Annotated in this window: 20 protein-coding genes; 7 read left to right on the top strand and 13 right to left on the bottom strand. The window is 62.6% G+C overall.

The annotated features are described in order from the left end of the window. Window positions 1-118 precede the first annotated feature (118 nt). From AC2T3R_RS03490 to rplU, 5 genes are all read right to left on the bottom strand, one after another. A complete protein-coding gene (locus AC2T3R_RS03490) occupies window positions 119-580 on the bottom strand; it encodes a CreA family protein (protein WP_015268900.1) in 462 nt (153 codons plus the stop codon). Continuing rightward, window positions 577-1,695: a glutamate 5-kinase gene (gene proB / locus AC2T3R_RS03485; RefSeq protein ID WP_015268899.1), complete on the bottom strand. Its 1,119-nt coding sequence runs from the start codon at window positions 1,693-1,695 to the stop codon at window positions 577-579. Before proB ends, AC2T3R_RS03490 begins: the two co-directional genes overlap by 4 nt. Before the next feature lie 85 nt (window positions 1,696-1,780). Next, on the bottom strand, window positions 1,781-3,007 hold the full coding sequence (gene cgtA / locus AC2T3R_RS03480; protein WP_013970821.1) for an Obg family GTPase CgtA: 1,227 nt from the start codon (window positions 3,005-3,007) through the stop codon (window positions 1,781-1,783). Between the two features lie 189 nt (window positions 3,008-3,196). Then, window positions 3,197-3,454 (bottom strand): 50S ribosomal protein L27, encoded by a 258-nt coding sequence (rpmA, locus tag AC2T3R_RS03475; protein ID WP_003247464.1) that lies wholly within the window; start codon window positions 3,452-3,454, stop codon window positions 3,197-3,199. 38 nt (window positions 3,455-3,492) lie between these two features. Then, window positions 3,493-3,807 (bottom strand): 50S ribosomal protein L21, encoded by a 315-nt coding sequence (gene rplU, locus AC2T3R_RS03470; protein ID WP_486744651.1) that lies wholly within the window; start codon window positions 3,805-3,807, stop codon window positions 3,493-3,495. 244 nt (window positions 3,808-4,051) lie between these two features. Here rplU and AC2T3R_RS03465 point away from each other — a divergent pair, with 244 nt between their 5' ends. The 3 genes from AC2T3R_RS03465 (at window position 4,052) to AC2T3R_RS03455 (ending at window position 5,858) form a co-directional block, all read left to right on the top strand. After that, on the top strand, window positions 4,052-5,020 hold the full coding sequence (locus AC2T3R_RS03465; RefSeq protein WP_003256318.1) for a polyprenyl synthetase family protein: 969 nt from the start codon (window positions 4,052-4,054) through the stop codon (window positions 5,018-5,020). A 166-nt stretch (window positions 5,021-5,186) separates the two neighbouring features. Beyond that, window positions 5,187-5,528 carry a zinc ribbon domain-containing protein YjdM gene (locus tag AC2T3R_RS03460; protein ID WP_009686103.1) on the top strand — a complete coding sequence of 114 codons (342 nt, stop codon included), beginning with the start codon at window positions 5,187-5,189 and terminating at the stop codon, window positions 5,526-5,528. 84 nt (window positions 5,529-5,612) lie between these two features. Then, a complete protein-coding gene (locus AC2T3R_RS03455; protein ID WP_253138618.1) occupies window positions 5,613-5,858 on the top strand; it encodes a PA4570 family protein in 246 nt (81 codons plus the stop codon). A 118-nt stretch (window positions 5,859-5,976) separates the two neighbouring features. Here AC2T3R_RS03455 and bamJ read toward each other — a convergent pair whose 3' ends face one another. The 5 genes from bamJ to AC2T3R_RS03430 form a co-directional block, all read right to left on the bottom strand. Further along, on the bottom strand, window positions 5,977-6,594 hold the full coding sequence (gene bamJ, locus AC2T3R_RS03450; protein WP_003256315.1) for a BamJ family beta-barrel-assembly machinery protein: 618 nt from the start codon (window positions 6,592-6,594) through the stop codon (window positions 5,977-5,979). A gap of 85 nt (window positions 6,595-6,679) precedes the next feature. Continuing rightward, on the bottom strand, window positions 6,680-6,985 hold the full coding sequence (locus AC2T3R_RS03445) for a DUF6482 family protein (RefSeq protein ID WP_015268897.1): 306 nt from the start codon (window positions 6,983-6,985) through the stop codon (window positions 6,680-6,682). Between the two features lie 158 nt (window positions 6,986-7,143). After that, a complete protein-coding gene (locus AC2T3R_RS03440; protein ID WP_003247486.1) occupies window positions 7,144-7,632 on the bottom strand; it encodes a TIGR00645 family protein in 489 nt (162 codons plus the stop codon). 199 nt (window positions 7,633-7,831) lie between these two features. Beyond that, window positions 7,832-8,170, bottom strand: a complete 339-nt coding sequence (locus AC2T3R_RS03435; RefSeq protein ID WP_003247487.1) for a PA4575 family protein — start codon at window positions 8,168-8,170, stop codon at window positions 7,832-7,834. 161 nt (window positions 8,171-8,331) lie between these two features. Further along, window positions 8,332-10,770 carry a Lon protease family protein gene (locus tag AC2T3R_RS03430; protein WP_013970817.1) on the bottom strand — a complete coding sequence of 813 codons (2,439 nt, stop codon included), beginning with the start codon at window positions 10,768-10,770 and terminating at the stop codon, window positions 8,332-8,334. A 253-nt stretch (window positions 10,771-11,023) separates the two neighbouring features. Here AC2T3R_RS03430 and AC2T3R_RS03425 point away from each other — a divergent pair, with 253 nt between their 5' ends. From AC2T3R_RS03425 to AC2T3R_RS03410, 4 genes are all read left to right on the top strand, one after another. Then, a complete protein-coding gene (locus AC2T3R_RS03425) occupies window positions 11,024-11,512 on the top strand; it encodes a DUF3015 domain-containing protein (protein ID WP_003256313.1) in 489 nt (162 codons plus the stop codon). A gap of 74 nt (window positions 11,513-11,586) precedes the next feature. Further along, window positions 11,587-13,440: an Lnb N-terminal periplasmic domain-containing protein gene (locus tag AC2T3R_RS03420; RefSeq protein WP_486744650.1), complete on the top strand. Its 1,854-nt coding sequence runs from the start codon at window positions 11,587-11,589 to the stop codon at window positions 13,438-13,440. A 215-nt stretch (window positions 13,441-13,655) separates the two neighbouring features. Further along, entirely contained in the window at window positions 13,656-14,012 is a 357-nt protein-coding gene (locus AC2T3R_RS03415; RefSeq protein WP_013970815.1) for a hypothetical protein, read from the top strand. 67 nt (window positions 14,013-14,079) lie between these two features. Continuing rightward, window positions 14,080-14,577: a GreA/GreB family elongation factor gene (locus AC2T3R_RS03410; protein ID WP_486744649.1), complete on the top strand. Its 498-nt coding sequence runs from the start codon at window positions 14,080-14,082 to the stop codon at window positions 14,575-14,577. A gap of 139 nt (window positions 14,578-14,716) precedes the next feature. Here AC2T3R_RS03410 and gdhA read toward each other — a convergent pair whose 3' ends face one another. The 3 genes from gdhA to AC2T3R_RS03395 all read right to left on the bottom strand — a co-directional run bounded on the left by gdhA (window position 14,717) and on the right by AC2T3R_RS03395 (window position 18,734). Next, complete coding sequence (gene gdhA, locus AC2T3R_RS03405; RefSeq protein ID WP_015268894.1) at window positions 14,717-16,057, bottom strand: NADP-specific glutamate dehydrogenase; 1,341 nt, start codon at window positions 16,055-16,057, stop codon at window positions 14,717-14,719. A gap of 313 nt (window positions 16,058-16,370) precedes the next feature. Then, window positions 16,371-18,038, bottom strand: a complete 1,668-nt coding sequence (gene ettA / locus AC2T3R_RS03400) for an energy-dependent translational throttle protein EttA (protein ID WP_015268893.1) — start codon at window positions 18,036-18,038, stop codon at window positions 16,371-16,373. A gap of 294 nt (window positions 18,039-18,332) precedes the next feature. After that, on the bottom strand, window positions 18,333-18,734 hold the full coding sequence (locus AC2T3R_RS03395) for a hypothetical protein (protein ID WP_486744648.1): 402 nt from the start codon (window positions 18,732-18,734) through the stop codon (window positions 18,333-18,335). Between the last annotated feature and the right edge of the window lie 13 nt (window positions 18,735-18,747).

Below are 18,747 nucleotides of genomic sequence, written 5' to 3'. Positions count from 1 at the left end.
GGCCGCTTTGCGGCCCTATCGCGACACAAGGCCGCTCCTACAGGGATTCGCGTCCCCCTGTAGGAGCGGCCTTGTGTCGCGATGGAGGCCAAAGGCCTCCCGGCGATCTGTCAGGCTATCAATGAGCCCAAGGCAGAATCGGAATCGCGGTCACCGCATTCTGCGGGCTGCCTTCGATCATGCGGTCGCTGTACACCAGGTACACCAGCGTATTGCGCTTCTTGTCGAGGAAGCGCACCACCTGCATGGTCTTGAACACCAGCGAGGTGCGCTCCTTGAACACTTCCTCGCCATCCTTCAGCTCACCCTTGAAGCTGATCGGCCCGACCTGACGACAGGCAATCGATGCCTCCGCCCGGTCCTCCGCCAACCCCAACCCACCCTTCACGCCGCCAGTCTTGGCCCGCGACAGGTAGCAGGTCACACCCTCGACCTTGGGGTCGTCGAACGCCTCGACCACAATGCGGTCATTCGGCCCGAGGAACTTGAACACGGTGGACACCTGGCCGATTTCCTCGGCCCCGGCCAGCATTGGCAGCACCAATGCCGCCACGCCGATTACCCGTTTCAGCACGCTCATACCAGCACCAGGTTGTCGCGGTGCACCAACTCCGGTTCTGCGCTGTAGCCCAGCAGGCTTTCGATGGCATCGGAGGGCTGGCCGATGATCTTCTGCGCCTCAAGGGCGCTGTAGTTGGCCAGCCCACGGGCTACTTCCAGGCCGTCCGGGCCGACGCACACCACCATCTCGCCACGACGGAAGCTGCCCTGCACGGTCTTCACGCCAACCGGCAGCAGGCTCTTGTTGGCCTGGCGCAGCGCCTGCACGGCACCGGCATCCAGCACCAGGGTGCCACGGGTCTGCAGGTGGCCGGCCAGCCACTGCTTGCGCGCGGCAAGCATGCCGCGCTCGGGCGACAGCAAGGTACCCAGGCGTTCGCCAGCCTTGAGGCGATCCAGCACGCGCTCGATGCGGCCACCGATGATGATGGTGTGGGCACCGGAACGGGCAGCCAGGCGCGCGGCGCGCAGCTTGGTCTGCATGCCGCCACGACCCAGCGCGCCACCGGTACCGCCGGCCACGGCATCCAGTGCCGGGTCGTCGGCGCGAGCCTCGTAGATCAGCTGGGCTTCGGGATTGTTGCGCGGGTCGGCGTCGAACATGCCATCGCGGTCGGTGAGAATCACCAGCAGGTCAGCCTCGACCAGGTTGGCCACCAGCGCCGCCAGGGTGTCGTTGTCGCCGAAGCGGATCTCATCGGTGACCACGGTATCGTTTTCGTTGATCACCGGCACCACGCCCAGGTCGACCAGCGTGCGCAGGGTGCTGCGGGCGTTCAGGTAGCGCTTGCGGTCGGACAGGTCGTCATGGGTCAGCAGGATTTGCGCGGTGTGCTTGCCGTGCTCGCCGAAGCTCGACTCCCAGGCCTGCACCAGGCGCATCTGGCCGATCGAGGCAGCCGCCTGCAGCTCGTTCATCGCACTCGGTCGCGACGTCCAGCCCAGCTGGCTCATGCCGGCAGCCACGGCCCCGGAGGAGACCAGTACCAACTCCACGCCTGCCTCACGCAGCGCGACCATCTGCTCGACCCAAACGGCCATGGCACCGCGATCGAGGCCTTTGCCATCGGCGGTCAGCAGAGCACTGCCAATCTTCACGACCCAGCGCTTGGCGCCCGTCACCTTGCTTCGCATCTTCTTCCAACCTATGTCGAATCTGTAGATACCGTGGATACAAAAACGCCGCTCCAAAGAGCGGCGTTTAGTGTACTGCAACCGGTCAGTCGCGCACGTAAATGATTTCCGGGCCGTCTTCGTCGTCCTCGAAATCATCGTCCCAACCATCATCGTCGCCGATGTCGTGCACGCTCTTGACACCAGTACGGCGCAGGGTACGGGCATCGTCCAGGGCCTGCAGCTGGGCACGGGCTTCGTCTTCGATGCGCTGGTCGAGGTCGGCCAGCTCTTCGGCGTAGGCCGGGTCGTTGGCCAGGCGGTCGGCGCGGTCTTCGAGGTAGCGCATCAGGTCGTGGCTGAGCTTTTCGGTGCCCTGCTTGGAGATGGCCGAAATCACGTAGACCGGGCCCTCCCACTGCAGGCGCTCGACCACCTCCTTGACCCGCTCGTCGCGCTCGTCATCCATGACCATGTCGGCCTTGTTCAGCACCAGCCAGCGCTCACGCTCGGCCAGCGACGGGCTGAAGCGGGTCAGCTCGTTGACGATGACTTCGGCGGCATCGGCTGGGCTGCTTCCGTCCAGCGGCGCCATGTCCACCAGGTGCAGCAGTACGCGGGTACGCGCCAGGTGCTTGAGGAAGCGGATACCCAGGCCGGCGCCTTCGGAAGCACCTTCGATCAGGCCGGGAATGTCGGCGATGACGAAGCTCTTCCAGCGGTCGACGCTGACCACACCCAGGTTCGGCACCAGGGTGGTGAACGGGTAGTCGGCCACCTTCGGCTTGGCGGCCGAAACCGAGCGAATGAAAGTGCTCTTGCCGGCATTCGGCAGGCCCAGCAGGCCGACGTCAGCCAGCACCTTCATTTCCATCTTCAGGTCACGCTGGTCACCTGGCTTGCCCGGGGTGGTCTGGCGCGGTGCACGGTTGGTGCTGGACTTGAAGCGGGTGTTGCCCAAACCGTGCCAGCCGCCCTGGGCGACCATCAGTTTCTGGCCCGGGGTGACCAGGTCACCGATCACTTCCTGGGTGGAGGCGTCGATCACGGTAGTGCCGACCGGCACACGCAGGTACAGGTCGTCGCCCTTCTTGCCGGTGCAGTCGGTGCTGCCGCCGTTGGCGCCACGCTGGGCCTCGTGGTGACGGGTGTAGCGATAGTCGACCAGGGTGTTGAGGTTTTCGTCGGCGATCATGTACACCGAACCACCGTCGCCACCGTCACCACCGTTGGGGCCACCGTTCTCGATGAATTTCTCGCGACGGAAGCTCATGCAACCGTTGCCACCGTCACCGGCCTTGACCCGAATGGATACTTCGTCAACAAACTTCATTCAAAACCGCCTCTCGCCTGCTGGCGAGTTGAATACCTGAAAAACCTGAGGCTCTTGCAAAAATGAGCGCGGCGGCCCCGTACGACCGTAGAAACCCACGCCGGCAGCCCATACAAACAGCTTTGCAAGAGGCTCACCACAAACGAAAAAGCCCCGTCGCATGACGGGGCTTCTGGAGCGACGTCGCGATTAAGCGGCGACGATGCTCACGTAACGGCGCATGAACTCGCCTTTTTTCTCGAACTTGATCACGCCTTCGATCTTGGCGAACAAGGTGTGATCCTTGCCCATGCCAACACCGTAGCCAGCGTGGAATTCGGTGCCGCGCTGACGGACGATGATGTTGCCTGGCTTGATAACCTGGCCGCCATACATCTTCACGCCAAGGCGTTTCGATTCTGAGTCGCGACCGTTACGAGTACTACCACCAGCCTTCTTGTGAGCCATGGTTCAATTCTCCAAATAAATTCAGGGGATCTAGGGGATTAAGCCTGGATACCGGTGACTTTGATCTCGGTGAACCACTGGCGGTGGCCCATACGCTTCATGTGGTGCTTACGACGACGGAACTTGATGATGCGAACCTTGTCGTGGCGGCCTTGCGAAACGACTTCGGCCACTACTTTAGCGCCAGCAACAACTGGAGCACCGATGGTGACTTCTTCACCGTTGGCGACCAGCAGGACGCGATCGAAGGTCACGGATTCGCCAGTGGCGACTTCCAGTTTTTCGATCTTGAGGAATTCACCTTCAGCGACTTTGTACTGCTTGCCGCCGGTAACGATTACTGCGTAAGACATGGTATTTCTCCGATAATCCTGCTCACCCAGCGCTTTATATGATGAGTATTGGCTGGCATGGCTGCACAGGGCTGGAACGGCCCGGCGCAATTGCGTAAGGCAGGTGCTGCCCAGGAAGTTAGGGTGCGCGATTGTACGCAACCGCGGTTTTGCTTGCAAGTGCCGCCCCCGGGGCGCTGGCACCGCGCCTTGACACACCGGGACCCGCGACCTAGCATGCCGCGCAACCTCACTGGAGCAGCCGATGCAACCCCAATCCTTCTACCGCGCGGTGGCTGATGATTTCAGCGCCGTCGACGAGATCATCAAGAAGCAGCTGACCTCGCGCGTGCCGCTGGTATCGAAGATCGGCGACTATATCACGTCCGCCGGTGGCAAGCGCCTGCGCCCCCTGCTGGTGCTGCTGTGTGGCAAGGCCCTGGGCCGCGAAGGCGACGACCTGCGCCTGCTGGCTGCCACCATCGAATTCCTGCACACCGCTACCCTGCTGCACGACGACGTGGTCGACATGTCCGGCATGCGCCGTGGCCGCTCCACCGCCAATGCCCTGTGGGGCAACGCGCCGAGCGTGCTGGTGGGCGACTTCCTCTATTCGCGCTCGTTCGAGATGATGGTCGAACTGGGCTCGATGCCGGTCATGCAGATCCTGTCCAAGGCCACCCGCGTGATTGCCGAAGGTGAGGTGCTGCAGCTGTCGCGGGTACGCGATGCCAGTACCACCGAGGAAGTCTACATGGAGGTCATCCGCGGCAAGACCGCGATGCTGTTCGAGGCTTCGACCCACAGCGCCGCCGCGCTGGCCGAAGCAACCGACGAACAGCGCGAGGCCCTGCGTACCTTCGGTGACCACCTGGGCGTGGCGTTCCAGCTGGTCGACGACCTGCTGGACTACAAGGGCGACTCGCAGACCCTGGGCAAGAACGTCGGTGACGACCTGGCCGAAGGCAAGCCTACCCTGCCGCTGATCTACACCATGCGCGAAGGCACCGCCGAACAGGCTGCGCTGGTGCGCCAGGCGATCCAGAAGGGTGGCCTGGAAGACCTGGAGCAGATTCGCGTGGCAGTCGAGGAGTCGGGTGCTCTGAAGTACACGGCGGAGCTTGCGCGTGACTATGTGAAGCGTGCCATCCAGTGCCTGGAAGTGCTGCCGGCCAGCGAATATCGTGATGCGCTGGTCGAGTTGAGCGAGTTTGCTGTCGCGCGTACTCACTGATAGACCGAGTCGTCTTCATTCGCGGGCAAGCCCGCTCCTACAGGATTGCGTCGCCTGTATGAGCTGGCTTGCCCGCGATGCTTTTGTCCGGACATAATCACTTCTGAAAAAATACCTTATACAATTCGGGTTTTTAACCGCCCGTCTGTTTGTTTGAGGAACCGAAGTGAGCACTCTGCCACCCTGCCCGAAATGCAACTCCGAATACACCTATGAGGATGGCACGCAGCTGATCTGCCCTGAATGCGCCCACGAGTGGTCGGCCAGCGGCGACGCCGAAGCGGCCAGCGACGAGGTGGTGAAGAAGGACTCGGTCGGCAACATCCTGCAGGATGGCGACACCGTCACCGTGATCAAGGACCTCAAGGTCAAGGGCTCGTCCCTGGTGGTCAAGGTCGGCACCAAGGTCAAGAACATCCGCCTGTGCGACGGCGACCACGACATCGACTGCAAGATCGACGGCATCGGCGCCATGAAGCTGAAGTCCGAGTTCGTACGCAAGGTCTGATTTTCCATAAAACCGCCAATTGGCGCTTGCTATTCAGATAATAAGAATTATTCTCATTGGGACTGCTATCCAAGGAGAATAGCCATGACTTATCTGATCGACGCCTGGCTGGACCGCCCTCACCCCTACCTGCGCATTCTTCATCGGGAAACCGGCGAAGTGTGCGCGGTGCTTGAAGAAGAAGCACTCGACGAGCTGCGTGACCAGGGCGACCTGGACATGAGCGGGCTGAATTCGAGTGAACCGGGGGTACTCAAGGAGCTAGTGCGGAATCTGTTTCTGTTCTGCTATGCGCGGGCGTTGCGCCCCGGAGGGATAGACTGGAACTGACGGACCTGGCGAGGGCTTCGCCCTCGATCACGACACAAGGCCGCTCCTACAGGTGTATGCGTTCCCCTGTAGGAGCGGCCTTGTGTCGCGAATGGGCCGCAAAGCGGCCCCGAGGGCATTACAGAACGTCGAGCAGCTCGACGTCGAACACCAGCACGCTGTGCGGCGGGATGCTGCCAACGCCTTGGGCGCCGTAGGCCAGCTCGCTCGGCACGTACAGGCGCCATTTGCTGCCAGCGTTCATCAGCTGCAGGGCTTCGGTCCAGCCAGCGATCACACCACCTACCGGGAATTCAGCCGGCTGACCACGGTCGTAGGAGCTGTCGAACACAGTGCCGTCGATCAGGGTGCCGTGGTAGTGGGTGCGCACATTGTCTTCGCGGGTCGGCTTGGCGCCTTCACCTGCGGTCAGTACTTCGAACTGCAGGCCCGAAGCCAGGGTGGTGATGCCGTCACGCTTGGCGTTCTCGACCAGGAATGCCTTGCCAGCGGCAGCAGCGGCTTCAGCCTTGGCAGCTGCTTCGGCTTGCATCACTTCGCGGATCACCTTGAAGCTGGCCGACAGGTCGGCTTCGCTAACGCGGCTGTCGGCGCCGTTGAAGGCATCGGTCAGGCCAGCCAGGATGGCTTCCAGGCTGACGCCCGGTGGCGGGTTGTCGCGCAGCTGGCCGCCCAGCTGACGGCCGATGCCGTAGCTGACGCGAGTTTCGTCGGTGGACAGGTTGAGTTCGGACATTGTCGTGCTCCACTGCAGGGCGCAGTGAAGCCGCGCCCTTGATGAAAAGGGCGAGCAGCCTAGCACACTGGGGCGCTGCGAGCAGCTACCAGGCCGAGCGCTGGGAAATCGGCACCTTCAAGTCTTCTTCCGGGTGCGTGCCCATGCCGCACATTTCGTCCTGCACCGACCAGTGCACCAGGTTCATCGAGACCATGGGGATGGTTTGCAGCAACTTGCGCGCATCCTCCACCGAATGCACGCGCAAGCGTTCACCACGGGCATCGGACAGGGGATGGGGGTGGCCTTTGATCCGCGCTTCGAGCAGGTAGTCACCGCCTTCGATGGCGATCAGGTTCAGTTCGTCGACATGGCCAGCCCTGGCCTCGGTGTTGAGCTGATGCAGGTTCATGAGAGCACCTCGCGATGGGAACCACGCATGAGAGCTCATTTTTTGTACAGAAAGGGCGAATGCACAAGGCATGACTGACGCCGCTCGTCAGTTAGACCGTGCCGGCCTCTTCGCGGGCTTGCCCGCTCCCACAGGGATTGCGAAGAGGCCTGAAAGGTTCAGTGCTTGGTCAGCTTGTCCAGGTAACCCATGCAGAATGCCGAGACCACGAAGGTCATGTGGATGATCACGTACCACATCAGGTAATCGGTGGAGATGTTCTGTGCGTCCATGAACACCCGCAGCAGGTGGATGGACGAAATGGCCACAATCGATGCAGCAACCTTCATCTTCAGCGACGAAGAGTCCATCTTGCCCAGCCAGTTGAGCTTTTCCTTGCTCTCGTCGATGTCCAGTTGCGAGACGAAGTTCTCGTAGCCGGAGATCATCACCATCACCAGCAGGCCGCCCACCAGCGACATGTCGATCAGCGACAGGATCACCAGGATCAGGTCGGCTTCGCTGAGGGCGAAGACGTTGGGCAGGACGTGGACCACTTCCTGGAAGAATTTCAGCGCCAGGGCCAGCAGGCCGAGGGACAGGCCGAAGTAGATGGGGGCGAGCAGCCAGCGCGAGGCATACATCGCATTTTCGAGGATACGTTCCATGGAGTGTCGGGACTCATCAGGTGACTAAAAAAGCGACGGCGAGTATAGCCAGCCACCTGTTACAGCAAAAGCCCGGTGAACGGGGCTGCTTTGCAGCCCAATCGCCGGCAAGCCAGCTCCCACAGGTTGAGCACCGACCTGTGGCCTTTACTTTACCTGTGGGAGCTGGCTTGCCGGCGATGAGGCCAGTAAAAGTTACTCAGGTCTCAGGATGAAACTGGTAATCCCCCAGATTCCGACACCGCTCACCGTTGATCCGCCGCAACTGCGCCTGCAAATGCAAACACCAGATCTGCGGATCCTCGGCCACCTGGTACCCATGCAAGGTCAAGCTGTCGACAATGGCATTGAGCACAGATTCGGCCACCAGCGGCCCATGGAACGGCCCTTGGGCCTTGATCGCGGACGGTTGTTCACCGGCCATGCCGGCGGCGAACAGCAGCGTCCACATGCCGTTATCCCCGGCCAGCGGACGGATGCTGCATTCGATGCGGGTCACCAGGCCCAGGCACTGGCGTGTGAGGCTGAGATTGCGCATGGCCGCGCCCCCTCCAATAAGCCTTGTTCAGCCTGAACCTCAGGCTGTTTCCATCCTGAACGCTGTTACCGTCCTTAAGTTCCAGCATAGAAGAACGGTACAGAAAGATGGAAAACCGGCGCTGAACGGTAGCACATCGCCGCCAGCGCCGGCTTTTTGACTCAGGCCGGCTTGGCCTGGGCAATCACCTCTTCCAGGCGCTCTTTCTCCGCCTTCTCGATTTCTTCCTCGCTGATCATCTCGGCAATCTCACGCAGGCGCTCCACCACCCGGGCGTTGACGCTGCCTTCGGTGAACTGGCCCTTGTCATCCAGCACACCGGCCTCCTCGCCCACCAGCAGGCTCAACGCCTCGTCGGCCTGGCTGACCGCGTACACGTGGAACATGCCGTTCTCCACTGCTTGCAGCACACGCTCGTCGAGCATCAGCGTGGCAACGTTGGCACGCGGGATGATCACCCCCTGCTCGCCGGTCAGGCCACGCGCCTCGCACAAGCGGAAGAAGCCTTCGATCTTCTCGTTGACCCCACCCACCGCCTGCACTTCACCAAACTGGTTGATCGAGCCGGTGATGGCGAAGCACTGCTTGAGCGGCGTACGCGACAAGGCCGAGATCAGCGTGCAGGCTTCGCCCAGCGAGGCGCTGTCACCGTCCACATAGCCGTAGGACTGTTCCAGGGCGATGCTCGCCGAGATCGCCAGCGGGAACTCCTGGGCATAGCGGCTGCCCAGGTAACCGGTGAGGATCATCACACCCTTGGAGTGGATCGGCTGCCCGAGGTTTACCTCACGCTCGATGTCGACGATACCGCTGCCGCCCGGGTACACGGTGGCGGAGATACGCGCCGGCATACCGAACGCCGAATCACCCACTTCCAGCACGGTCAGGCCGTTGCATTTGCCGATGGCCGCGCCTTCGGTGTCGATCAGGATGATGCCGGCGAGCATGTCGTCCAGCACCCGCTGCGAAACACGCCCGGTGCGGGTGGCCTTGGCCTTGAGCGCACGCTCGATGTGCCCGGCGTCGGTCATTTCGTCACTGGCCAGCTGGCGGATGAAATCAGCTTCGCTGACCAGCTGGAACAGGTCGCCGATACGTGCCGACAGGCGCGACTGGTTTTCTGCCAGGCGGGCGCTGTAGGTGGCCAGACGCGCCACCGCGTCACTGGTCAGTGGCGCCATGCCCTCTTCGTTGGTGCGGGTGCGCAACAGCTGGGCGAACTGCTCCAGGTTCTCATCGACCATGGGCATGTCTTCGTCGAAGTCCACCAGCACCCGGAACATCTCCTGGAAGTCCGGGTCGTGGTCCTGCAGCGCGTAGTAAAGCTGGCGCGAACCGATGATGACCAGCTTGATGTTCAGCGGGATCATCTGCGGCGTCAGGCTGACGGTAGCCACCCGCCCCAGCTCGCCCAGTGGCGACTCCATCTTCAACTTGCGCGACTGCAGCGCACGCTTGAGCGCGTCCCAGACGAACGGCTCGCCCAACATCTTCTCGGCTTCCAGAATCAGGAAGCCGCCGTTGGCGCGGTGTAGCGCACCTGGGCGCAGCTGACGGTAAGAGGTGTACAGCGCACCCTGGTCGGTGCTGTATTCAATACGGCCAAACAGGTTGTCGTAGGTCGGGTGCGGCTCGAACACCACCGGCGCACCGCCGTCGGCGTGGTGGCCGACCACCAGGCTTGGCGCGTACTGCTCTTCCAGCAGCTTGCGCGCAGCCGCGTCGGTCTTGCTGTCATCGACCAGTTGCTCGACCACGGTACGCAGCAGGTTCAGCTGCACCGACTGCAGGTAGGCGCAGACCGCAGCGTTCTCGGCGTACTTCTCCGACAGCGGCGCCAGCAACGGCTGCAGGGCCAGGGTGATGGTTTCCTCGTTGAGCTGGCGCAGCTGGTTGTTCGACTCGCGTTTCCATTGCGGCAGGCTGGCCAGCTCTTCGTTCAGGCGTTCCTCGAGCAGGGCGATATCCTCGTGGAACTGCTCGCGCACCTCTTCCGGCAACTGGGCGAATTCGGCTTCATCCAGCGCCTTGCCGTCGGCCATCGGGGTGAAGGCGACGTTGCTGGCATCGCGGTACAGGGCCACGTCCTTTTCCAGCGAGGCGCGCTCGATCACATCCAGGGCGCGGTCGTAACGCTGGTTGAAGGCGCGGTCGATGGCGCCTTTCTTCTGCTGGTAGGACGGGTGCTCGAATACCGCAGGGAAGGTCGACAACAGGTTGTCGATCAGCCCGTTCATGTCGGCGATGAACGCCCCGGCGGTGCCGGACGGCAATTCCAGTGCGCGGGGTTCACGCGTGTCATCGAAGTGGTTGACGTAAACCCAGTCGGCCGGGGTCTGCTGACGCTTGCCCTCGGCCTTGAGGTAGCGCTTGACGAACGAGAAGCGGCCGGTGCCGGGCTCGCCCATCACGTACACGTTGTAACCAGGGCGCGGCATGGCCACGCCAAACTGCAGGGCCTCGACAGCACGCTCCTGGCCCAGGACTCCGCGAAACGGCTCCAGATCGTCGGTATTGGTAAAGGCAAACTGCTCGGGGGAGAAACGCCGGGTCAGGGCTTCAGGCGCGAGACGCAGGCGCGCAGCGACAGGATCGGGCATTGGGTTTCCTTACTTCGGCGGGGCAGATACGCAGCATTCTGGCGCTGCCCGCGCGCGCCTTGCAAGGCTCCGCAGGACTTTATGTCGCAGCCGGTGCGGGTCATGCAACAGCAAATTTTTCGCAATCAACAACGCAACTCTTAGATCGTGCCTAAACTCCAAGCTGCGCGGGTGGGTGAAAAGCTTTCCCGACCTGGCAACCGAGTTGCCAGAAACCCTGACCCTTGGTTAAGTCAAATAGAGAACAAATGCTATGAAACGGATTCTTCTGGGTACTCTGTTCACCGTGGTCTCGATCAATGCCATGGCCGAAGCGCCAGGCGGCCCGAACTGCGGCTGGGGCAACATGCTGTTCGAAGGCCAGCGCGGCACTCCGGCACACTTCCTGGCTTCCACCACCAACGGCACCTCCGGTAACGCCACCTTCGGCATGACCTCCGGCACCAACGGCTGCTCGACCAAAGCGTCGCTGACCTACGGCGGCAAGTCCTGGTTCGCCATGAACGGCATGATGAATGAACTTTCCGAAGACATGGCCATGGGCCAAGGCGAAGCACTGACCACCTATGCCGTGGTTCTCGGCGTGGCGCCGGAAGACCGTGGCTACTTCGCATCGGTCACCCATCAGCACTTCAACCAGATCTTCAGCAGCGCCGACGTCACTGCCGAAACCGTCCATAGCAACACCCTGGCTGTTCTGAAGAACGACCCACGCCTGGCCAAATACGCAACCGAGGCCTGAGTGCAGCTCCTCCCGCCCCGGCCCCGGGGCGGGTTTCGCCTTTTTTCGGCATCGTTAAGAAGTAGTTGCCCGACATGCTCAAACGCTTCGTATCCCTGGCGCTGTGTGCCTGCGCCCCTGTTCATGCCGCGCCGGTGCTGGACCAAGGCCGTGTCCAGCAACTGGCCAACACCCCTTACTGGATTGCCCTGGGCCATTACGAAACCGCCAAGCTGGGTGGTTGGCGCAGCTACGTGGATGATGATGCGTTCTTCCTTGCCGAGGACGGCGCGCACCACCCCGACCAAGAGCTGCAAGCCACGGTCGAAGCGCTGTACGCCCCGGCCAGCCTCGGTGACAAACATGCCCAGTGCGTATTCCCGGCGCGCACCCGCTGGCTGCGCGAACAGCTCGACCTGCAAGACTTGCCGCAACCTGACTGCCAGGAGTTCACCACCTGGTACCAGTCGATCGACCCACACAGTGCGGCGCTGATCTTCCCGGCGGCCTACCTGAACAGCCCGTCATCGATGTTCGGCCACACCTTGCTGCGCATCGACCAGTCCAACACCCGCAGCGACGACACCACGCTGCTGAGCTACGCAATCAACTTCGGCGCCTACATCGAAGGCAGCGACAACAGCATCCTGTATGCCTGGAAGGGCCTGATGGGTGGCTACCCGGGCCTGTTCGCGCTGATGCCCTACCAGGAGAAACTGTCCGAATACCGCAGCCTGGAAAACCGCGACCTGTGGGAGTACCAACTGGACCTGACCCCGGAAGAAACCGGGCGCATGGTCGAACATGTGTGGGAGCTGAAGCAGATCCAGTTCGACTACTTCTTCTTCGATGAGAACTGCTCGTACCGCCTGCTGGAGCTGCTGCAGGTGGCCCGGCCGGGCATTGACCTGACCTCGCAGTTCCCGCTGACCGCCATCCCGACCGACACGGTGAAGGCCGTGAAGCAGTCAGGCATGGTCGCCAGCGAGACGTACCGCCCCTCTCGCGAACGTGAACTGCTGGCCCGGGCCGAGCCGCTCGATCACGACGAAAAGCGCCAGGTGCTGGCTGTAAGTGCCGACACCGGGCAACTGCAGAGCCCCGAATTCAAGGCTCTCCCCCGCCAGCGCCAGGCGCTGGTGCAGGACGCCGCGTACCGGCTGGAGCGTTACCGTGCCAATGGCCAGGAGCGCGACCCTGGGCAGGCGAAACGCAGCTTCGAACTGCTGCGGGCAATCAACAGCAACCCGCCCCCGCCCCTGCAGATCGAGCGCCCAGGCCTGCCCGAGGACGGCCATGACTCGCGCACCTGGCAGCTGGGCGTAGGCACCCGCGAAGACCGCGCCTACGCCGAGTACGGCCTGCGCATGGCCTACCACGACCTGAATGACAACGCCTATGGCTTCCCGCTGGGGGCGCAGATCGAGATCCTGCAGCTGAAGCTGCGCCAGTACGAAGGCAATGACTGGCAGGTGCAGCGCCTGGACCTGGCCACCATCCGTTCGCTGACACCGCGCAACGAGCTACTCAAGCCCTGGTCGTGGCAGGTGGCCGGCGGGCTGGAGCGCGTGCCGGGCAAGCATGATGACGAAGTGCTGGTAAGCCATGTGAACGGCGGGGCCGGCGGCACCTGGCAACTGGCCGACGGGTTGCTGGGCTTTGCCCTGGGCACGGTGCGGGTCGAGCACCACAATGATTTTGCCCAGTTCATCGCCCCGGCGGCGGGCTTCAATGGCGGGCTGCTGTGGCGCAACGGGCTGGGCAACATGACGCTGGAGGCCAAGGGCGATTATTTCACCAATGGCGAAGTACGGCGCAGTGTGAGCCTGAACCAGCAATGGGAGATCAGCCAGAGCCTGGGCCTGCGGTTGAGTGCTTCGCGAGAGTTCAGCCACCTGGCTACGGCGCAGAACGAGGTGATGCTGGAGTTGAAGTGGTATCACTACTGAGGCCGCTTTGCGGCCTTTCGCGGGCATGCCCGCTCCCACAGGTACTGCACTGGCCTCGAATCCTGGGGTGATCCTGTGGGAGCGGGCGTGCCCGCGAATGGGCCAGTGAGGTCAGCAGAGCAGTGTGAACCAACCGACTCTTTGACACTGTTTTAACGGCTCCCCGACAAATCGCCACCTAGACTTTCCAGTATCAACCGGAGGGTTTTGGGGTTATGTCGCGGTACTGGTTCGGCGTGTGCATGGCGTTGTTGCTGTCTGGTTGCGAAACCACCCACGAGCAGATGGTCCACCAGGGTTATCCCCCCGCCTATGCCGATGGCTTCCAGGACGGCTGCAGCAGCGGCCGACAGGCGGCAGGGCTGATGGTCGGCGCTTTTCGCAAGGACGTGCCGCGCTACCTGCACGAGCGCCAGTACGAAAGCGGCTGGGACGACGGCTTTCGCCAGTGCCACGCCATGCAGAACAGCGAAGAACAGCGCCAGTACCACGAGCGCTTCTGGGACCAGCGCGAGCGCGACTGGGAGCAGGAAAAGGACCGCGACGCCGCACGCGCCTATCGCCACAACTGAGTCGCAAACGGACATCCCTTGAAACCGGCGGCCTGCGATGATGGTCTCCTGCAAAAGGAGGCCCCGCATGAGCCGAGCATTCGTCAACGAAGACCAGACCGCCGCCCAGGCTGATCAGCCGGTCGAGCGACGGGTCAGCGAACAACCCAACTACGTGACCGCCAGTGGCCTGCGCCAGCTGCAGGAGCGCGTGACCGAGCTGAATGCCCTGCGCAGCGAACTGCAGGCACAAGGTGAACGTGGCGACAAGCAGCGGCTGGCGGATACCGAACGGGACCTGCGCTACTTCAGCGCGCGAGTGCAAAGCGCCCAGGTTGTGCCGGCGGCGACGTCGCGCAGCAAGGTGCAGATTGGCAGCCGGGTGCGGTATGTCGATGCGCAGGACCAGGAACATGTGGTGCGGCTGGTGGGCGAGGATGAGGCGGATGCCGGGCGGGGGTTGATAAACTGGGGTTCGCCGTTGGGGCGGGCTTTGCTCGGGGCGGGGCCTGGGGATGAAGTGGTCTGGCGGCGGCCGGTGGGGGAGCAGGTGATCGAAGTGGTTGAGGTTTTTGGTGAAGATTGAGGACCTGGGGGCTGCTTTGCAGCCCATCGCGACACAAGGCCGCTCCTACAAGGACCGCGTCATTTCTGAACATGCGCGATACCTGTAGGAGCGGCCTTGTGTCGCGAAAGGGCCGCAAAGCGGCCCCAACGGCCTCAGATCAAACCACGCCCTGCGCCAACATCGCATCAGCCACTTTCACGAAGCCCGCGATGTTCGCACCTTTGACATAGTTGATGCTGCCATCCGCCTCTTCACCGTAATGCACGCAAGCATGGTGAATCGACTGCATGATGTTGTGCAGCTTGCTGTCCACCTCACCGGCAGTCCACAGCAGGCGCATGGCGTTCTGCGACATCTCCAGGCCCGACACGGCCACGCCGCCGGCGTTGGAGGCCTTGCCCGGGGCGTACAGGATGCCGGCCTCCAGGAAGATATCCACAGCCTCCAGGGTAGTCGGCATGTTGGCGCCTTCGGCCACGCAGATGCAGCCATTGCGCAGCAAGGTGCGGGCGTCTTCGGCGTCCAGTTCGTTCTGCGTGGCACACGGCAGGGCGATGTCGCACGGCAGGCTCCACGGGGTCTGGCCCTTGCGGAACTCCAGGCCGAACTGCGCGGCCAGTTCGCTGATGCGGCCACGCTTGACGTTCTTCAGCTCCATCACCGCATCCCACTGGGCATCGGTCAGGCCAGCTTCGGCGTACAGGGTGCCTTCGGAGTCAGACAGCGAAATCACCTTGCCGCCCAGGTCCATGACCTTGCGCGCGGCATACTGGGCCACGTTACCCGAACCGGAAATCGCCACGCGGCAGCCATCGATACGCTTGTCCTGGCGCTTGAGCATTTCCTCGGCGAAGTACACGCAGCCGTAGCCGGTGGCTTCCGGACGGATCAGGCTGCCGCCGTAGGTCATGCCCTTGCCGGTCAGCACCGAAGTGAACTGGTTGGCCAGGCGCTTGTACTGGCCGAACATGAAGCCGATTTCGCGGGCACCCACGCCGATGTCACCGGCCGGGACGTCCAGGTCAGCGCCAATGTGGCGGTACAGCTCGCTCATGAACGCCTGGCAGAAACGCATGACTTCGGCGTCGCTCTTGCCTTTGGGGTCGAAGTCCGAGCCGCCTTTGCCGCCGCCCATGGGCAGCGAGGTGAGAGAGTTCTTGAACACCTGCTCGAAGGCCAGGAACTTCAGCACGCCCAGGTTGACCGACGGGTGGAAGCGCAGGCCGCCCTTGTACGGGCCGATGGCGCTGCTCATCTGGATGCGGTAGCCGCGGTTGACCTGCACCTTGCCCTGGTCATCGACCCAGGACACGCGGAACAGTACGGCGCGCTCGGGCTCGACCATGCGCTCCAGAATGCCGGCCTGCAGGTAATGCGGGTTGGCCTCGAGGAATGGCCACAGGCTGCGCAGCACTTCTTCCACAGCCTGGTGGAATTCAGGTTGGGCCGGATCGCGTTGCTTCAGGCGCGCGAGGAAATTGTCGACAGATTCGATCATGGTAGACATCTCACCAAGAGGATTGGACTTATTGGTTTTTTTCAGGAATGTACCAAGAAGCAATCGCACCGGAATAGGGCGAAATGTCGTTTTTTTGAAATTATTTGGTGCGTTTTCTATAAGTGTATACAAAACCTTGGTCGGTGGTGGCTTCATTCGCGGGCGCGCCCGCTCCCACTGGTTCATCACAGGCCTTGGTTCCAGGGGCTCCTGTGGGAGCGGGCATGCCCGCGAATGAAGCCAGCACCACTTTCCAGCCAGGCACAAAAATGGGGCCGCAAAGGGCCCCATTCTTGTGCATCAGAACACCGGCTTACTGGGCCAGCTTCTTGTGCCGTACACGGTGCGGCTGGGCAGCAGCATCGCCCAGGCGCTTCTTGCGGTCGGCTTCGTACTCGGTGTAGTTACCCTCGAAGAACACCACGTTCGAGTCGTCTTCGTACGCCAGGATGTGGGTAGCCACACGGTCCAGGAACCAACGGTCGTGGGAGATCACGATCGCCGCGCCCGGGAAGTCGAGCAAGGCTTCTTCCAGCGAACGCAGGGTTTCGACGTCGAGGTCGTTGGACGGTTCGTCGAGCAGCAGGACGTTACCGCCCTCCTTCAGGGTCAGGGCCAGGTGCAGGCGGCCACGCTCACCACCGGACAGGTCCTTGACGAACTTCTGCTGGTCGCCACCCTTGAAGTTGAAGCGGCCCACATAGGTACGCGACGGGATCTCGTAGTTGCCGATGCGGATCATGTCAGAGCCGTCGGAAACCTGCTGGAACACGGTCTTGCCGCCGTCCAGGTCTTCGCGGCTCTGGTCGACGCAGGCCAGCTGCACGGTTTCACCGATCTCGATGCTGCCCGAGTCCGGCTGTTCCTTGCCCATCAGCATGCGGAACAGGGTCGACTTACCGGCACCGTTACCACCGATCACACCGACGATGGCGCCTTTAGGCATGGAGAACGACAGGTTGTCGATCAGCACGCGGTCGCCGTAGCCCTTGGTGACGTTCTTGAACTCGATGACCTTGTCGCCCAGGCGCGGGCCGGCCGGGATGTAGATCTCGTTGGTTTCGCTGCGCTTCTGGAATTCCTGCGACTGCATTTCTTCAAAGCGCTGCAGACGTGCCTTGGACTTGGACTGGCGGGCCTTGGCGCCTTTGCGCACCCACTCCAGTTCCTCTTTCATGGCCTTTTCGTGGGCGCTCTGCTGCTTGGATTCCTGCGCCAGACGCTCGGACTTGGCTTCCAGCCAGCCCGAGTAGTTGCCTTCGTACGGGATACCGGCGCCGCGGTCCAGTTCCAGGATCCAGCCAGCGACGTTGTCGAGGAAGTAACGGTCGTGGGTAATGGCTACCACGGTGCCTGGGAAGTCGTGCAGGAAGCGCTCCAGCCAGGCCACCGAGTCGGCGTCCAGGTGGTTGGTCGGTTCGTCCAGCAGCAGCATGTCGGGGGCCGACAGCAGCAGGCGGCACAGGGCCACTCGGCGCTTCTCACCACCGGACAGGTGCTCGATGCGTGCATCCCAGGCCGGCAGGCGCAGGGCGTCGGCGGCAACGTCCAGCTGGCGCTCCAGGTTGTGGCCGTCAGCGGCCTGCAGGATGGCTTCCAGCTTGGCCTGCTCGGCGGCCAGCTTGTCGAAGTCGGCATCCGGTTCGGCGTAGGCAGCATAGACCTCGTCCAGGCGCGCCTGGGCGTCCTTGATCACGCTGACCGCTTCCTCGACCACTTCGCGCACCGACTTGTTCGGGTCCAGTTGCGGTTCCTGTGGCAGGTAGCCGACGTTGATGTCGGGCATCGGACGGGCTTCGCCGTCGAATTCCTTGTCGACGCCCGCCATGATCCGCAGCAGGGTCGATTTACCCGCGCCGTTCAGGCCGAGCACGCCGATCTTGGCGCCCGGGAAGAACGACAGGGAAATGTTCTTGAGAATTTCCCGCTTCGGCGGCACGACCTTGCTCAGCCGATGCATGGTGTAGACGTATTGAGCCAAAACCAAGCCCTCTAATCAGATAGGTAAAGACATCGACGATCGCCCCGGCGCGCTGGCCAGGGGGATGTATTTACGGGGTGTCATTGAACAAAGTCGACCATTCTACGCCAACGCGCGGCGTTGCATAGGAGGGGCGGATGGTGGGGGGTAGGACCGGGGAGAATCTATTGCCTGTACCGGTCTCTTCGCGGGCACGCCCGCTCCCACAGGTTGACCCACAGGCCCTGAGCAATCAGGGATCCCTGTGGGAGCGGGCGAGCCCGCGAAAAGGCCGGCACGGCAGCCAGAGATGACTCAGACGTGACGCTGCTTGGCCTTGCCCCGCGGCAAGCGGCAACGGTCGCCCTGCTCGGCCAGGCGCGCGGCCCAGGCGGACTTCACGCTGAAGCCACCGCTACGAGCCGGCTGCTGCTCGGCAGCTTTTGCCGGTTTGGCGGCCACAGGCACGCTGACAACCTTGGCCGCCGGCTTGACCTCGGCCACGGCGACTGCCGGCTCAACTGCCGCCTTGGCGGTCTTGCGCAGTTCGGCCAGCGATGGGCTCTTGCTCTTGGCGACAGCTGCCGCCTCGGGTTTGCTCAGCGAACGCTGGCAAGACTTGCAGGATACGTCCTCGGTCACGGCAGTGCTGACAAGGGTCTGACTGCTGCGCCCGCAGGCGGAATCGAGGCCATTGGAGGAAAAGTGAGTAACCAAAACCGAACATCTC

The organism is Pseudomonas sp. PVC-5-1, from assembly GCF_057444345.1.
The sequence above is the reverse complement of the archived record's forward strand: the minus strand, read 5'-3'. Positions and strand labels throughout refer to the sequence as shown.